This window comes from Streptomyces speibonae (genome assembly GCF_984686075.1).
The window spans coordinates 5,230,302-5,244,000 of the sequence record NZ_OZ480260.1 but is presented as its reverse complement, the minus strand read 5'-3'; the positions used below and the strand labels follow the sequence as shown (position 1 = coordinate 5,244,000).

Annotated in this window: 16 protein-coding genes; 9 read left to right on the top strand and 7 right to left on the bottom strand. The window is 67.3% G+C overall.

Translation table 11 applies throughout. The features are described from left to right. Positions 1–15: 15 nt before the first annotated feature. Positions 16–921, bottom strand: a complete 906-nt coding sequence (locus tag AC5L3C_RS23690; RefSeq protein ID WP_493650724.1) for an NADP-dependent oxidoreductase — start codon at positions 919–921, stop codon at positions 16–18. Positions 922–1,039: 118 nt separating this feature from the next. On the opposite strand from AC5L3C_RS23690, the gene AC5L3C_RS23685 reads away from it, so the two are divergent. Continuing rightward, positions 1,040–1,501 (top strand): MarR family winged helix-turn-helix transcriptional regulator, encoded by a 462-nt coding sequence (locus tag AC5L3C_RS23685; protein ID WP_493650723.1) that lies wholly within the window; start codon positions 1,040–1,042, stop codon positions 1,499–1,501. Here the strand turns inward: AC5L3C_RS23685 and AC5L3C_RS23680 are convergent. The 3 genes from AC5L3C_RS23680 to AC5L3C_RS23670 all read right to left on the bottom strand — a co-directional run bounded on the left by AC5L3C_RS23680 (position 1,390) and on the right by AC5L3C_RS23670 (position 4,793). Further along, positions 1,390–1,905, bottom strand: coding sequence for a PH domain-containing protein (locus AC5L3C_RS23680; protein ID WP_493653990.1), 516 nt, complete (start codon positions 1,903–1,905; stop codon positions 1,390–1,392). The genes AC5L3C_RS23685 and AC5L3C_RS23680 overlap by 112 nt on opposite strands. A gap of 281 nt (positions 1,906–2,186) precedes the next feature. Continuing rightward, positions 2,187–3,380, bottom strand: a complete 1,194-nt coding sequence (locus AC5L3C_RS23675) for a serine hydrolase domain-containing protein (RefSeq protein WP_493650722.1) — start codon at positions 3,378–3,380, stop codon at positions 2,187–2,189. 69 nt (positions 3,381–3,449) lie between these two features. Beyond that, a complete protein-coding gene (locus tag AC5L3C_RS23670) occupies positions 3,450–4,793 on the bottom strand; it encodes a tetratricopeptide repeat protein (protein ID WP_493650721.1) in 1,344 nt (447 codons plus the stop codon). A gap of 344 nt (positions 4,794–5,137) precedes the next feature. Here AC5L3C_RS23670 and AC5L3C_RS23665 point away from each other — a divergent pair, with 344 nt between their 5' ends. The 5 genes from AC5L3C_RS23665 (at position 5,138) to AC5L3C_RS23645 (ending at position 7,986) form a co-directional block, all read left to right on the top strand. Continuing rightward, entirely contained in the window at positions 5,138–5,278 is a 141-nt protein-coding gene (locus AC5L3C_RS23665; RefSeq protein ID WP_493650720.1) for a hypothetical protein, read from the top strand. A gap of 47 nt (positions 5,279–5,325) precedes the next feature. Continuing rightward, entirely contained in the window at positions 5,326–5,616 is a 291-nt protein-coding gene (locus AC5L3C_RS23660) for a hypothetical protein (RefSeq protein ID WP_493650719.1), read from the top strand. 131 nt (positions 5,617–5,747) lie between these two features. Further along, positions 5,748–5,915, top strand: a complete 168-nt coding sequence (locus tag AC5L3C_RS23655) for a hypothetical protein (RefSeq protein ID WP_493650718.1) — start codon at positions 5,748–5,750, stop codon at positions 5,913–5,915. Between the two features lie 83 nt (positions 5,916–5,998). Beyond that, positions 5,999–7,195 carry a JmjC domain-containing protein gene (locus tag AC5L3C_RS23650; protein ID WP_493650717.1) on the top strand — a complete coding sequence of 399 codons (1,197 nt, stop codon included), beginning with the start codon at positions 5,999–6,001 and terminating at the stop codon, positions 7,193–7,195. Further along, entirely contained in the window at positions 7,129–7,986 is an 858-nt protein-coding gene (locus tag AC5L3C_RS23645; protein WP_493650716.1) for an aldo/keto reductase, read from the top strand. The genes AC5L3C_RS23650 and AC5L3C_RS23645 overlap by 67 nt, the downstream gene beginning before the upstream one ends. On the opposite strand, the gene AC5L3C_RS23640 is transcribed toward AC5L3C_RS23645, so the two are convergent. Next, a complete protein-coding gene (locus AC5L3C_RS23640; protein ID WP_493650715.1) occupies positions 7,974–8,831 on the bottom strand; it encodes a hypothetical protein in 858 nt (285 codons plus the stop codon). The genes AC5L3C_RS23645 and AC5L3C_RS23640 overlap by 13 nt on opposite strands. Positions 8,832–9,101: 270 nt before the next feature. Beyond that, positions 9,102–10,172: a hypothetical protein gene (locus AC5L3C_RS23635; protein ID WP_493650714.1), complete on the bottom strand. Its 1,071-nt coding sequence runs from the start codon at positions 10,170–10,172 to the stop codon at positions 9,102–9,104. A 452-nt stretch (positions 10,173–10,624) separates the two neighbouring features. On the opposite strand from AC5L3C_RS23635, the gene AC5L3C_RS23630 reads away from it, so the two are divergent. Next, a complete protein-coding gene (locus AC5L3C_RS23630) occupies positions 10,625–11,569 on the top strand; it encodes a DUF5996 family protein (protein ID WP_493650713.1) in 945 nt (314 codons plus the stop codon). A gap of 24 nt (positions 11,570–11,593) precedes the next feature. Here AC5L3C_RS23630 and AC5L3C_RS23625 read toward each other — a convergent pair whose 3' ends face one another. Continuing rightward, positions 11,594–11,959, bottom strand: coding sequence for an iron chaperone (locus tag AC5L3C_RS23625; RefSeq protein ID WP_493650712.1), 366 nt, complete (start codon positions 11,957–11,959; stop codon positions 11,594–11,596). 198 nt (positions 11,960–12,157) lie between these two features. Here AC5L3C_RS23625 and AC5L3C_RS23620 point away from each other — a divergent pair, with 198 nt between their 5' ends. Both AC5L3C_RS23620 and AC5L3C_RS23615 read left to right on the top strand, forming a co-directional pair. Next, entirely contained in the window at positions 12,158–12,397 is a 240-nt protein-coding gene (locus tag AC5L3C_RS23620) for a hypothetical protein (protein ID WP_493650711.1), read from the top strand. Positions 12,398–12,838: 441 nt separating this feature from the next. Beyond that, positions 12,839–13,693: a DUF6551 family protein gene (locus tag AC5L3C_RS23615; RefSeq protein WP_493650710.1), complete on the top strand. Its 855-nt coding sequence runs from the start codon at positions 12,839–12,841 to the stop codon at positions 13,691–13,693. Positions 13,694–13,699 lie beyond the last annotated feature (6 nt).

Here is a 13,699-nt window from a genome sequence, read left to right as displayed (position 1 = left end):
CGGGCGAGATCCCCCTCACACTGTGATGACGATCTTCCCCTGGGTGTGCCCGAGCTCGGCCTCCCGGTGTGCGTCGGCGATCTTGTCCAACGGGTAGGTCGCGGCGAGGTGGGGCGTGAACCTGCCCTGGCTGCCGAGCCGGGCGCCCTCGGCGAGCACCGTGGAGTCGTTCTCGGCGTAGAGGTGCCGCACGCCGAGCCGCTCCGCGCCCGCGACGTCGGCGACCGTCACCACGCGGTCCGCGTCCCCGGCGATGGCGACGAGATCGGCGAGGGAACCCGAGGCGGCCATGTCGAACGCGGCGTCGGCTCCGGCCGGGGCCAGTTCGCGCACCCGGTCGGCCAGCCCGGGGCCGTAGGTGGTGGGCAGGGCTCCCAGCGTGCGCAGATAGGCGTGCTTGCCCGGGCTCGACGTACCGATGACGGTGGCGCCGCGGGCCACCGCCATGGCGACGGCGGCACTGCCCACGCCTCCTGCCGCCCCCTCGATCAGCAGCGTGCGGCCGGACAGGTCGCCGAGCGCGTCGAGCCCCCGGCCCGCGGTGGCGACGGCCAGTCCGGCCCCGGCGGCCTGCTCCAGGGTCCACGGTTCCGGCACCGGCGCCCAGGCGGTCAGCGTGGCGTACTGCGCGGACGCCCCGAAGATCCCGCCGAGCCCGAAGACCCGGTCGCCTTCGGCGACGCCGGTGACGCCCTCGCCCACCTCGTCCACCACACCGGCGGCGTCGCGCCCGGGGATCGCCGGGAAGTCGACCGGGAAGTGCTCACGGACCTCCCCCGACCGCAGCTTCCAGTCGACGGGGTTGACGCTGGCCGCGGCGACCTGGACGCGGATCTCGCCGGGCCCGGCGTGCGGCTCCGGGATCTCCTCGATGACGAGCACGTCGGCGGGGCCGTAGTCGTGGTAGCGGGCAGCACGCATGGTTCACTCCTCGATGGAATCACTTGCAACGGAAACTAACTTAGAGTGGATTACTTTCCGCTGCAAGTATCGGAGAGTCACTTACCGCGGAAAGTTCCGACGCGCTACGATCGCGCCTGTGGACGCGGAATACGAGCTGGCCCCGGCCGAGACGGAGACGTGGGAGTCACTGCTGTCGGTACTCCTGTGGCTTCCGGCAGCCCTGGACGGGCGGCTCAAGCAGCAGGGACTGAGCCATCACGAGTTCCTGATCCTGTGGTGCCTGACCCAGCACCGGGGCCGCACCCACACCATGAGCTCACTCGCGGAACTGTCCCGCGTCACCCCGTCCCACCTGTCCCGCATCGCGGCCCGCCTGGAGCGCCAGGGCTGGCTCGTCCGCAAGCCGGACCCCACGGACGCCCGCGTGACGATCGCCTCACTGACGGAGGCGGGCACGCAGAAGTACGCGGAAGTGGCGCCGAGTTACTACGCGACCCTGCGCGAGCACGTCTTCGGCCGGCTCACGGAGGAGCAGGCCGACCAGCTGGGCACCCTCACGGCGCACATCGCGCAGTCCCTCGACCCCCGGACGGACTGATCAGGCGTCAAGGGCCGCCCTGGAGCCCACCAGCACGACAACCACACCGACCGCCACCAGACAGCCCCACACCACGCGAGCGGACCGCCGCGCCCGCGCACGGCGCTGGGCCTCGCCACGAAGGCCGCGGACGGGGGCGCCCAACTCTCACCGCGGAACTGCTCCCAGAGGCCCTTCACGGTGCGCACCTCGTCCCCATGCGCCTCGACACCCCCCAGCAGAGCGAACAGCTGCCCCTCCCTGTCGAGCAGCAACACCCTGGACGAACCAAACTGGGCATCGGCCTCGATGCTCAGCACGTCCGACCACTCGATTCGACGCGTCCGGAACAACTGCCGTACCGCGATGTGATCCTGATGGACGAGGGTCGCCGCCCGCCAGAACGCGACGATGGCGAGATACACCAGCCCCACCGGCACAAGCACCGCCGCCTGCAAGGCGACAGGCACGTCATCCTCCGCCAGGACCGGACGTGCCAAGGGGACGCCCGGCAACCCCAGGAACAAGGTGATGAACACCAACTGCCTCGGCCGCAGGCTGAACTTGTGGATGACCCGCCTGTCGGCCCGCGAAGCCACGTGACCCTCCCCCCGGAGATCGATACTCGCGCAACCACGCAATCCCCAGGCAGTTCAGCACGTTAAGGGTCCGAGCGCCCCGCGACCTGCTTGGCGGCCCGGCATTCTCAGGCGTTCGAAGCCCGCTTCGGGCCAATGCAACCTCGCAGGGCATCCACCAGAGACCTTGCACGCACATCGTCGCCGCCTCCGATGATGTGGTTCATCGCGTAACCGAAGGTGACGCCATGCTCGGGATCGGCGAATCCAAGTGAGCCACCCCTGCCCGTATGACCGAAGGCGTACGGGCCGGTCATGGGGTTGGACGTGGTCGGCAGCATGAATCCGGCGCTGAAGCGGCTCGGCACAAGCATGACTTGGTCCTTCCCCGCGGCCTGTTCATCGGTGGCCCTCTTCAAGGTTTCCCGGCTGAGTAGGCGCACGCCGTCCACCTCTCCGATCAGCGCGGCGTACATGCGCGCAAGGGCGTGTGCCGTACCGATGCCGTTGGAAGCCGGAAGTTCAGCGGCCTGTACTTCCGGCGCGTCGAAGTCGATCTCGGCGGGGTCGGTGACCGCGTACGCCCTGTTGCTGAACGAATCCGGATCGCGCCAGGCAGCGACCTGTTCGCGGAGTTCCTCGGGGATCGACTCGACGGGCACGGTGGTGAGATCGACGTCCGGTTTCCGGTACACCATGCGGCTGACGCGGTCACGTTCACGCGTCGGCAGCCCGATGAAGAAGTCCAGTCCGAGAGGCGCCGCGATCTCGTCGGCAAAGAAGCGGCCAGGTGTGCGGCCGGACACACGGCGGATCACCTCGCCGATCAGCCAACCCCAGGTCCGGCCGTGGTATCCGTGGGCCGTGCCCGGAGTCCACAGGGGCCGTTGAGTGGCGAGTGCTCCTGCCATCGGACGCCAGGTCAAAGCGTCCTTCAGCGGTACCGGCCGATCCAGCGCGACCAGGCCGGCCTGGTGAGACATGAGCCAACGCACCGGAATATCCCCCTTGCCGTTCGCGGCGAACTCCGGCCAGTACTCAGCCACCGGTGCGTCCAGGTCCAGCGCACCTCGCTCGACCAGCATGTGCGCTACGGCCGCGGTCGCGCCTTTGGTCGCCGAGTAGACCAGTTGCAGCGTGTCGCGTGCCCACGGACGGCCGGTATCCGTGTCGGCCACGCCTCCCCAGAGGTCCACCACCGGCCGACCATGCCGGTAAACGCACACCGCCGCTCCGATGTCCCCATGCTGGGCGAAGTTCACCTCGAATGCCTCGCGGACCGGTTCGAACCCGGGCGCCGTCTCACCGCCGATCGTCGTCATGCGGCACATCCTGACAGCCCGGCCGTACTGTCCGATGGGAGAGATCGCCCACACGCGCATGGGCGACTTTCAAACGAGGACGAGCAGTTCCTGGAGGCGCTCGCGGAACTCACGGACGAGGTGCACATTCTTGTGCGGTTCGAGTCGGGTCGAGAACTCCTTGAGGCGGTCCAGAGCTCGCACGGAGCCGACACCGTCCTCCAAGAGCCCGGCGCCGTGGTTGGCAGCGTCCAGCGCCCCCTCCACATCACCGCCGGCGAGCCGCGCCTCGGCCAGGCGGCTGGCCCGTACTGCTCTGTCCCGTGGAGCTGCGCTCGTCACGGATGTCTCCAAGGAGCGTGTCGCTCGCTCCACTTGTCCGGCGCGTAACAGGACCTTGCCCTCAGTCGACCGCAGTTGCGCCTCACCGAACCAGGTGAGCCAGTCCGGGTTCTCCTCCGCCGTACGACGTTCCCAGAGAGAAGCAGCGCGGTTGAGCGCGGTGGCGGCCTTGCGGTGGTCGCCGTCGCGCGACAGAGCCTCCGCCTCGTGCAGGTGGAGGAAGGCCCTGGTAACGGATGACAAAGCACGAGGAGCGTTGTCGATCGCCGTCGTGATAAGAGCGACCCGTTCCTCGGTGCGTCCTGCCTCGGAAACGTGTACTCCCATCTCCGCGAGGACGAAGGCGCCGAAGGCATCGTCCCCGGCGGTACGGGTACTGCGCAGGGCGCCGACGTAGTAGCGCTGCCCTGCGGATCGCAGTCCGGCGTCGTAGGCCATCCACCCGGTCAGGTGCGACGCCCTTGCCGCCAGCGCGTACAGACGGAGGTGGACTTCGTCCGTGTACCGTCCGGTGCCCAGAAGACCGGTGACCAGGGCGAGATCGCCGCGTGCCTGCTCCAGGAGCCGGGCCCCGCCGAGCTGGTCGTCGAGCGTGCGGAGGGTGCTGATGCGCTGCTCGATCGTCGAGACCATTGCGTCCGTGACCCGATCACCGTTCAGCGCGGAGGCGAAGGCGGAGGGCGCTTCCACCCAGCTCGCCGCGAGACCGGTCAAGGACGCGCCGGTAATGGTGAGGAACCCCCGGCGATCCATGCGGCCGCTTCCCACCAAGTCGGACAGCGTCTCGACCGTGCCGGCCTCGGTCCATGGAGCGGTGAGCTCTGTCACCTCCCAAACCGGCAGCCACCGGGGCCACTCCTCCGCGCACGCCTGTTCGTGCGGAACACCCAGAAGATGGGCGAGGACGTGCTGGGCATCCGCATCCGGCTCCTGCCCTTGCTCCCACTTCCACACCGTCGTCCGGTTGGTTGCCAGCGGGATTCCGAGCGACCTCCCACGCTCCTGCATGAGTCGTGCGAATTCGGCCTTACCCCACCCGCGCGTCTGGAGGAGGAAGCTCAGCGGGTGGACCGCTAACGACTCACCGGGCATGTCACCACTCCCGTCGTCTCCCAGGCGTAGTCGGGAGGCTACGCCCTGTACCCGTCTCCGAGGAGAGGCGTCCCAGGAGAGAAACCCCCCGGAAACGTTCCGACGGGAAGACCGACGCCGTTGACTGAGTACCAGCCGTCCAAGGGATGCGCCCAAGGCCCACGTTCTCGGAACGGCCCTTAGATCGGCGGTTCCGTCCCCGTGCCCCGCCGGGGACGGAACCGCTCTCCAGCTCCTCGGAGGCCCCGCATGCGCACGCTCGTCCATCGATTCGTCTTCGCCGGTACCGAAGCGGCAGTCCCCCGGCCCGGCGCACGGTCGTCGACCAGGTACGCGAGTGGGGTGTGCCTCTGGTCGAGGGCGCGGCCGTCGCCATCCGCCTCGACGACACCCCGGAGTCCGTCGTCCTGCGCAGGCTGTTCGCCCCGCTGACGAAGCGCATGGCCGGAGCCGAATGCGAGCGGCTGACTGCGGCGGTCGCGTGATGGGACAGCACAGCGCACGTGCTGCGCCGCTGTCCGGTTCCGAAGTCGTGTACCGACCGACCCGCCGCGACATCGACGCGGCCACTGGAGAGCCCACCGCCTACGCCTTGTGGGACCGCCATGGATGGCAGGCGCGCGGCGAGTGCTGGCTGTGGTGCAGACGTGGCGACGTCGAGGTGACCTGGATCGGTCCCGTCCGATCGAGCGGCATGCATGCGGCCCTCTACGCCTGCCGCACGTGTCTGTACGAACTGGACCAACGCGTCCTGGAGACCGCTCTGCGTCAGGACGCGGACGCCCTCTCGGGCATCGGCCGGCCTGTCCGACCACCGACGTAGCACTGCGGCTCTTCCCGCTGTTCGGGGACCGCCACAGCCCGTGAAACTCCCTCTCGCCCACAGCCGCAAGGGCCGACCACGACTTCCGCCGGAACCCCGGCGGAGGAACCGACGAGGAAGGAGCACGAGTGATGGAAGAGCAATCGACCCCGTTGCCGATCCGGAGCGGTCTCCTGATGGCGGTCGAGGAGCTGTCCGTCGTCCACGACCGGTACGACAGCCTCCGGTCCGACAACTCCGGAAGCTCCGGCGACGCCCCGTGGCCGGGCGGCGACGGCAACCTGCACGACAGCGAGTAGGCACCGAGCGGTGGGGCGGTACGACCGGTTGTGCCGCCCCACCGTGTCCGCACCACTTCGTCGAACTCATGGAGGACGCCGCGATGGAACATCGCTTGATCAGTGCGGTCGAGAGGGCACTCGAATGGAGCGGAGCGGACGAGTTGGGCAGAAACTTTGCGCGGGGAAGCATGGCGGACCCCGCCCTCATCTCCCGTCTCCTGACTCCGAACCGCCTGCTCGACATTGCGATGCGCAGGAGCCTGGACCGCCCGCAGTTCCGGTGCTTCCAGAAGGGCGAGGAAATACACCCGGCCGTCTACTACACCGACAGCGTCAGCCCTCGAGGACAGAGCATCCCCATGGTCGAGATGCGCAGCCTCGGGCGGCTCCTTCGGGAAGGCGCGACGCTCATCCTCGACCAGGTCAACGCCTTCGACCCGACGATGGAGGTCGTGTGCCGCGCCCTGCAGTGGTGGTCTCATGAACGAGTGCAGGTCAACGCGTACCTGACCACGAACGACGCCGCCGGCTTCCCGTTGCACTGGGACGACCACGACGTCGTGATCGTGCAGCTCGCAGGTGAGAAGGAATGGGAGGTGCGCTCGGCTTCCCGCAAGGTCCCGATGTACCGGGACTCCAACCCCAACAACACCCCGAGCGACGAGGTCATCTGGTCCGGCCTCTTGAAGACCGGCGACGTCATGCACATCCCTCGCGGGCATTGGCACCAGGCGACCCGGACCGGCAGTGGCTCGGGAAAGAGTCTCCACATCACGTTCGGGATCACCAAGCGCACCGGAGCGAACTGGCTCGCCTGGCTTGCCGACTGGTGCCGCGAGCGCGAGATCTTCCGGCATGACCTGGACCGGGGCCAGGGCCTGGACGACAAGGCCCTGATCGAGGCCGCCGCCCTCCTGATCGGCGAACGCTCCCCGGCCGACTTCCTGACCGCGTACGAGCAGGAGACGGCCCTGCCCCGTCACGTGCCGTTCCTCGACGTCCTCGGACCGCTCGACGCCGTCGTGTGCACCACTCACTTCCCACCCCGGATTCGAGAGAACGAAGAAACCGTCCACGTCGTGGCGGCGGGGAAGAAGCTGACTCTCAAGGCCGGCGCTCTCCCCGCGCTGCGCCTGCTGCTGAGCGGCAGGCCGGTCCCGCTGGAAAAGGCCACAACTGTTCTCGGGGCGGAAGTGAAGGAGGTCGCCGAAATCCTGGTGGAGGAGGAGATGTGCGCGGTGCTGACCCCCGAGTTGTCCTCGGGCTACACAGGTCTCGTCACGAACGCCGTGTCCTGACCGGAGCGCTCGATCTCGGCGTCACTGCCCTCGACACCAGCGCCAACTACCTCGGTTTCCGCTCGCACCGTGTCCTGGCGCGAACAGCCGGTGACCTGCTGCCGAGATTCTCTCTCTCCACGAAAGTCGGATACTTCCCGAGGCTGAGCGGCGCGGAGCACTGCCTGGATCCCGTACGACTGCACGCAGCGGTGGAGCAGGCTGTGGGAGACCTCGGCCGGGAACCCGATCTGGTGTTCCTGCACAACCCGGAACACTCGCTCGGAGACGCTGCTCCTCTCGACCGGGAGATACTGGCGCTGGCATGCGCCGCACTCGACGACTCCGTGACGAAAGGGATGTGCGCCGCCTGGGGCATCGCATCCTGGAACCCGTCGCACCTACTGAACCTGGTCGACCCGACCGCGCCGACACCGTCGGCCCTCATGATCCGAGCAGGCCTGCTGGTAGGGGGCGGATCACTCGCCGCGGCTGACGCCCTCGCCGAAGCATGGGATCTCGGCGACCATGCGGTGTGGGGGATGAGCCCCTTCGGCGGCAGCATTGACGACCCGGTGTGGGCCAGGATCGACCCGCGCCTCTTCCTGCGGCACGGGAGCAGGTTCTCCCGCGTGCAGGCGGCCTTCCGGGCTGCCTACCACCTCCCGCGAGTTGGCTCCGTCGCGGTGGGCACTGACGACCCCACGCACCTCGGCGAACTCGTCGATGTCCTGGCGGGCGAGGTCGAGGAGCGAACCGTCCACGAGTACCGAAGACTCCTCCGCGACCGATCGCACGATCAGCCCGCCTGAAGCTCTTCGACAACCTGCTCGGCCACACGCCGCGCGGGCTCCAGCCGAGGGTCCTCGGGGTGCGCGTACGGCCCGAGGATCTTCGCGCAGACGAACAGCGTCATCAGCTTGCCGTCCCGGCTCTCGAAATCGCGTCGGCGCTCCCGCCGTACGCGATCGGCCAGGGCCGGGACGGCGAGCGCGCTTGCCCACAGTGACGCGGAGTCCAGCCCTCGCGGCGCGTTGCCCCAGTCCTCCCAGTCGAAAAGGCTGAACACCGGAGCGGTCACATTGGCCCAGTTCAGGTCCGCATGAGCCGGCACCCATCGCTTCACGGCCGTATCGAAGTTTCCGGGGAAGACGCCGCGGATGGACTCGGTGACCAGTTCCTGGGTGATCATTTCGGTGTCGGGCGTGGCAACCCGCCTCGTCCTATGAGACGCCAACGCGTCCAGCGAGGCGTTCAACGCCTGCCACCATGCCTCTGGCAGCTCAGGTGCCTCACTCACCACGGCGCTCCCGGCGGGGGCAGCCGACAGAAGGTCTGTCTCATCGGCCCTCCACATCGCCGTGCCTCCGGCATCCCGCCAGACCACGCATCCGTGCCAGGTCGGCTGGACGACCCCTTTCAGACCTGTGGCGCATTCGGTGCCGTTCCACCCCTGATCAGTGATCTTGTCGAGCGAGCGCCGCTCGACGCGGACCCAGGTCTCGCGGTCCGTCCGCGCTCCCACGGACCGGCGCTTACGCACCACCGTGTCCGGCACCAAGCGGACCTGAAGAGACCGCTCGACGCGGTCGAGAACCTCGTCAACCGGCTCCACCCGCAGATCGACAGGCCGGCCCATGGACACTGAGAGCGTCATACACGCGACCGTAGCAGCGGCCGACGGGACGCTCGGTCACAACGCGACCCAACGAAATAGGCGTGCTGTGGACTCGGAAACGCCCTCCAGATCGAGTTTGTCGCGGTCAGCCACCCCACCCGGCGTGGCGGCAGTGACCCTCTCCGAGGCACGGTTCGGCAGCGTCGACGAGGGCGCGGATCTTGGCGTGGGACTGTGACCGCCTGCTGACCGGTGGAAAAGGGCTCCCACCATCTACCAGGGGCTGGCCTCACCTGTCCGTCGGCCCAACTACTCGTCCCGCCGGGCAGGCTGAGAAGAGCTCAGTACCGCGTGCAGGCGGAGGAGCTCGTCGACCTGCTGAGGGGGCCGGCGGCCGAAACCGCATTCCGTGGCGATACCGAAGCGCGGTAGATGGGCGCGCGCGGTGCCCATACGCCGACGGGTTCCATCAACGCCGTCGGTGATGTGAACCAGGCCGAGGTAAGTGGTGGTATCCGGGGCGTTCAGCGCGGCGAGCGGCTGGAAATAGGCATCGTCGTGCCGGTCGCGAGGGACGGCCATGTGGACGTAGTCGACCCGGCGCCGCGAGGAGGCGACCGCTGTGTTGGCCATCGTCACTGAGGGGGCAAGATCCTCGGGTTCCTTGATGTGCCGGTGCCCCAGGTCGGCGTAGCAGAAGTGATAGCCGAGGCGGACGTTCTCCGGTATGTCGGCGGCCAACAGCTCGCACCAGCCGGCGAAACGCTCAATGGCGTCGCCCGGCGGGACGAAGGGGAAAACGCCTTCCAGGGCGAGCAGTTCCAGGCAGACATCGAACTGGATGGACAACTCGTCGGCCGGGATGGCCAGCATCAGCTTCTGGATCTCCCGGACGAGCGCCCTCTCGTAGGCGGAGACGACCTGTGGGAGATCATCCAGGGCCTGCGTGAAGAAGAGCAGCGTCCCGCTCCAGGGGAACGGCAGACTGACCTGGAAGCGCACGTGAGGGGGGATCACGCCCTTCTCTTTGAGCTCCCGGAAGGTCAGGTAGGAGCTGAGGGCGGCTCCCGCGTACCGCAGGTCTTCGAAAAGCAGGTCGGTCACGCCGGGCTTCACACGGAACTGCCAGTGGTCTCCGTGTGAGCTGGGTATCCACTGCTCCTCTCCCTCCACAGCGGCCGGCCGCTGCAACAAATCCAGTTGGGGATGCATGTAGTACGTGCGTAAGGCAAGGAAGGTTATCCATTGATGGCGGTCGCCCGTCTCGCCGTCCGGCAGCGCCTCGACACGGTCGCCGACCAGTTCGCCGGCGGTACGGAATACCTCCTCGGCATTGTCCAGTGGGACGCTGCCGACGAGAAGGACAGGGGTGTGCATCACGAACGGCTCCCGCTTCGTTTGAGCAACAAGAAGCCTCGGTTATATGGTTATTGGCTCGTCAAAGGAAGGGCGGCCCGCCGCGCGTGACACCTCGACGCGGGCAGCGGCCGGGGAGCGGCCAGTCGCCCTGCGCTTACCTTGCGGGCACACGGGATGAACCCGCAGTTGCCCACGGATCCCTTCGGTCGACTGCCAGGGACGGCGCCGGTCCTGCCCGGAGCCGTCCACGATGTCGCACTGCCTACCGGGCCCGCCGGGATCTTCGCCACGCGCGTAGCCGTCACACCGCAGAGCGTGATCAGCTCGCCCGCTCACAACGGCCCCCGCACGCGCTGCCAAGCACCGCGGCCGTACCTCCCGACGTGCCCCATCAAGGGGCGACAACCATCATGGAGTGGAGGAGCTGCCGGCACCGGCGCACAGTCGATTGCTCCACGCAGGAAGGAAGGCGCATGGAGCTCTTCCCACCGATTCCGCTCGCCGAATGGCGGGACTGCAAGGAGACCCTGCACCGGTTCGCGCAGGTCGTCGGCAAGATCCGGCTCGCCGCCAGCGTACGGCGCAACCATTGGTGGAATGTGCCCTTCCACCTCACCGCGTGCGGCATCACCACGCGTCCGATGGGATGGGCCGACGGTGATCCGTTCACCATCGACTTCGACTTCGTCCGCCATCAGCTGGTCGCCGCTTCGCTGAACGGCACCGAGGTGTCCTTTCCGCTCTACGGCCAGTCCGTGGCCTCGTTCCGCCGCGCGACCCTGGACGCCCTGACCGTCCTGGGTGTCCGGGTGAACATCCCCGTACCCCATCCGTTCGACCTGCCGGACGCCTCACGGCCGTTCGCCGAGGACACCGAACACGCGGCCTACGACCCCGTGCAGGTCAACCGCTACTGGCAAGTCCTCAGCCAAGTAGCCCTGGTACTGGAGGAGTTCGCGGCAGATTTCTCGGGGAAGGCCAGCCCCGTGCACCACTTCTGGCACACCTTTGACCTTGCGTACACCCGGTTCTCCGGACGGCACACCGAGCAGCCGACGGAGGCCGACCCGATCACCCGCGAGGCATACTCCCGCGAGGTGATCAGCTTCGGCTTCTGGTTCGGGGACGACACGTTCCCCGAGCCCGCGTTCTACTCCTACACGGCGCCGGAACCCCCGGGGCTGGCGGAGGAGCCGCTCACACCGAGTGCCGCCCGGTGGGTCGCGCGCAACGGCAGCCATCTGGCCGTGCTCCGCTACGACGACGCCCGGGCCGCACCAGACCCGCGCGCCACCGTGCTCGCCTTCTACGACAGCGCCTACCGGGCCGGAGCCCGGCGCGCGGACTGGGACATGGCCGCGCTGGCCTGCCCCGGAGGCGTAACGGACCAGCACCTGACGGCTCGCCCCGCTCGATGACCGAATCCGTCGCCGGCGAGGCCTTCAGCACGCCTCACCCGGCGCGGCCGCGGTGGCCCGCAGCAGATCTCGCACGAGTTCGAAGTCGACGCGCTCCGGCTGACGAAACCGCAGGCACCCCTTGCCCATGTCCTGTCCGGCCAGCCGCTCCTCGAACGCGTCCCGGACGTCGCCGCGCATCAGATAGAACGAGATGTACTGCTTCTGACTCGCGAACGCGATCTCCGCGGTGCCGTTCCGCTCATACGCCGGCATGCCGTACGCCATGACCTCGTCGAACCCCTCGAGCTCGCCCCGACACAGCTCCCGCAGCCTGACGAGAACACCGTTGCGCCCCTCGGGGGCCTCGGCCAGGTAGGCGTCGACGTCTGCCGCGCTGCTCTGCACCATGTGTGCAGTCTAAGGCTGCCAGCGATATCGCCCCTCAGGAGTGGTCCCTGGACCTACTCCCACCCATTCCAGTGAGCAGCCGTGCCCCCTGCCGACTACTCGAGGCCGCCGGGATGCCCCTAAACGAGCGGGGCGATCTGAACAGACGGTGCGGTCGGGACAGTTGAGAGCCTCCTACGCACATGGCATGGTTTGTGCATGGCCTTGATCGAAGATTTCCAGCAGGTACCCTCGGACGCCCAGAAAGTGCACGGACCGGTCATGTGCGGGTATCGAGCATTTACGATCGAAGGTCGTCGCATCCTTCAGCTAGACACGTACGGCTCCACTGACCGTGCAATCCCCAACAAGATCAGCCAAAGCATTCAGCTCGACGCCGAGGGCGCTCGCGCACTATTGGACATCATCACCGAGGCGTTCCCGGACATCACTCGCTGATCACTTCTGAAACGGTTGCGGCGCAGCCCGGACCGACGACGCCCCGCTTGCCGCGTAGTCCTGAAGAAGCGGCCAGGCCCTCAGCAAGGGTGAGGTTCACCAACCGCATCACAGACCACTTGACGCTTCACCCGGCGCCCGTCTCCCGTTCGCCCCCTGTAGTCGTCCCACCATGCCGGGTTCTCGGAGTTGGTCACTTGCTGTAGCCGGGGCAACTCGCGTTCTACTGCACCGCAGACGGAGACAAGCAGCCCAGTTCGCCGCACCCCTGATGCCACCCAACCTTCACCTCAGAAGCGAATGTGCTCGTTTGTTAATTCCAACCCGACACAGCCCAGTTGTCCGATAGTGTGACCGCCGCCTAGTCGCCGTCTCCCGCATACGGGAGCTGACATGTGTCGCCGTCGCCCCCACTGGGGCGCTGACACAAGAGGAGACACCTTGCCCGCCAAGGACTACAGCTACGACATCCCAGACCACCCGATCGAATACATCAAGGTGGACCCGCGGACCGTCAAGTTCGACCCCCGCGCGCAGCGCAACCTCAACAAGACCCGTGCGGCGACCATCGCTGAGAAGTTGGTCCCCACCGCGCTCGGGACTCCGATCGTCTCGCAGCGCGATGATGGCCTGTACGCAGTGGATGGGATGCACCGCGTCTACGCCTGCCAACTTATTCTGGCGGGCAAGAGCTCGACCACGGAAGAGGTTCGGCAGGCAGTCCAGGCCGTAACATGTGAAGTCCACTCCGGCCTCTCAATGGCCAACGAGGCCTCGTTGTTCATCATCAAGAACAAAGAGTCCTCGAAGGTTGGGGCGAACGACGAGTTCAGGATCGGCGTACTGGCTGGACACCCACTCTTCCAAGACACCAACACCGTCCTGGAGAAGCACCAACTCAAGGTCGGCAGCAGCAGCGTCAACGGCGTGCGTGGCATCAAGGGGATTCTCAGCATCGTCATGGAGCACGGTCCTGAGATCTTGGACCTGTCACTCACCATTGCTGAGGACGCCTGGGGCCGCACGCCGGACACCTGGCACTCCGTCACCATCGGCGGCATTGCGACGGTGATGTCCAAGCACCCTGAACTGAAACCGCATGAGTTGGCGCAGAAGCTCAAGCGCCAAGGTGACCCCACGTCTTTTAGGGCCAAGATTCAGACCATCGCCACCAACAACAACACACGCCACGACGGCACTAAGGGCCGTCTCAAGGCTGCTCACTTGGCGGTAGCCTCGGCATGGAACGCCAATCGCCGCGTTAATCGCATCCCCGTCCCGAACATTTTCGAGTAGACCACG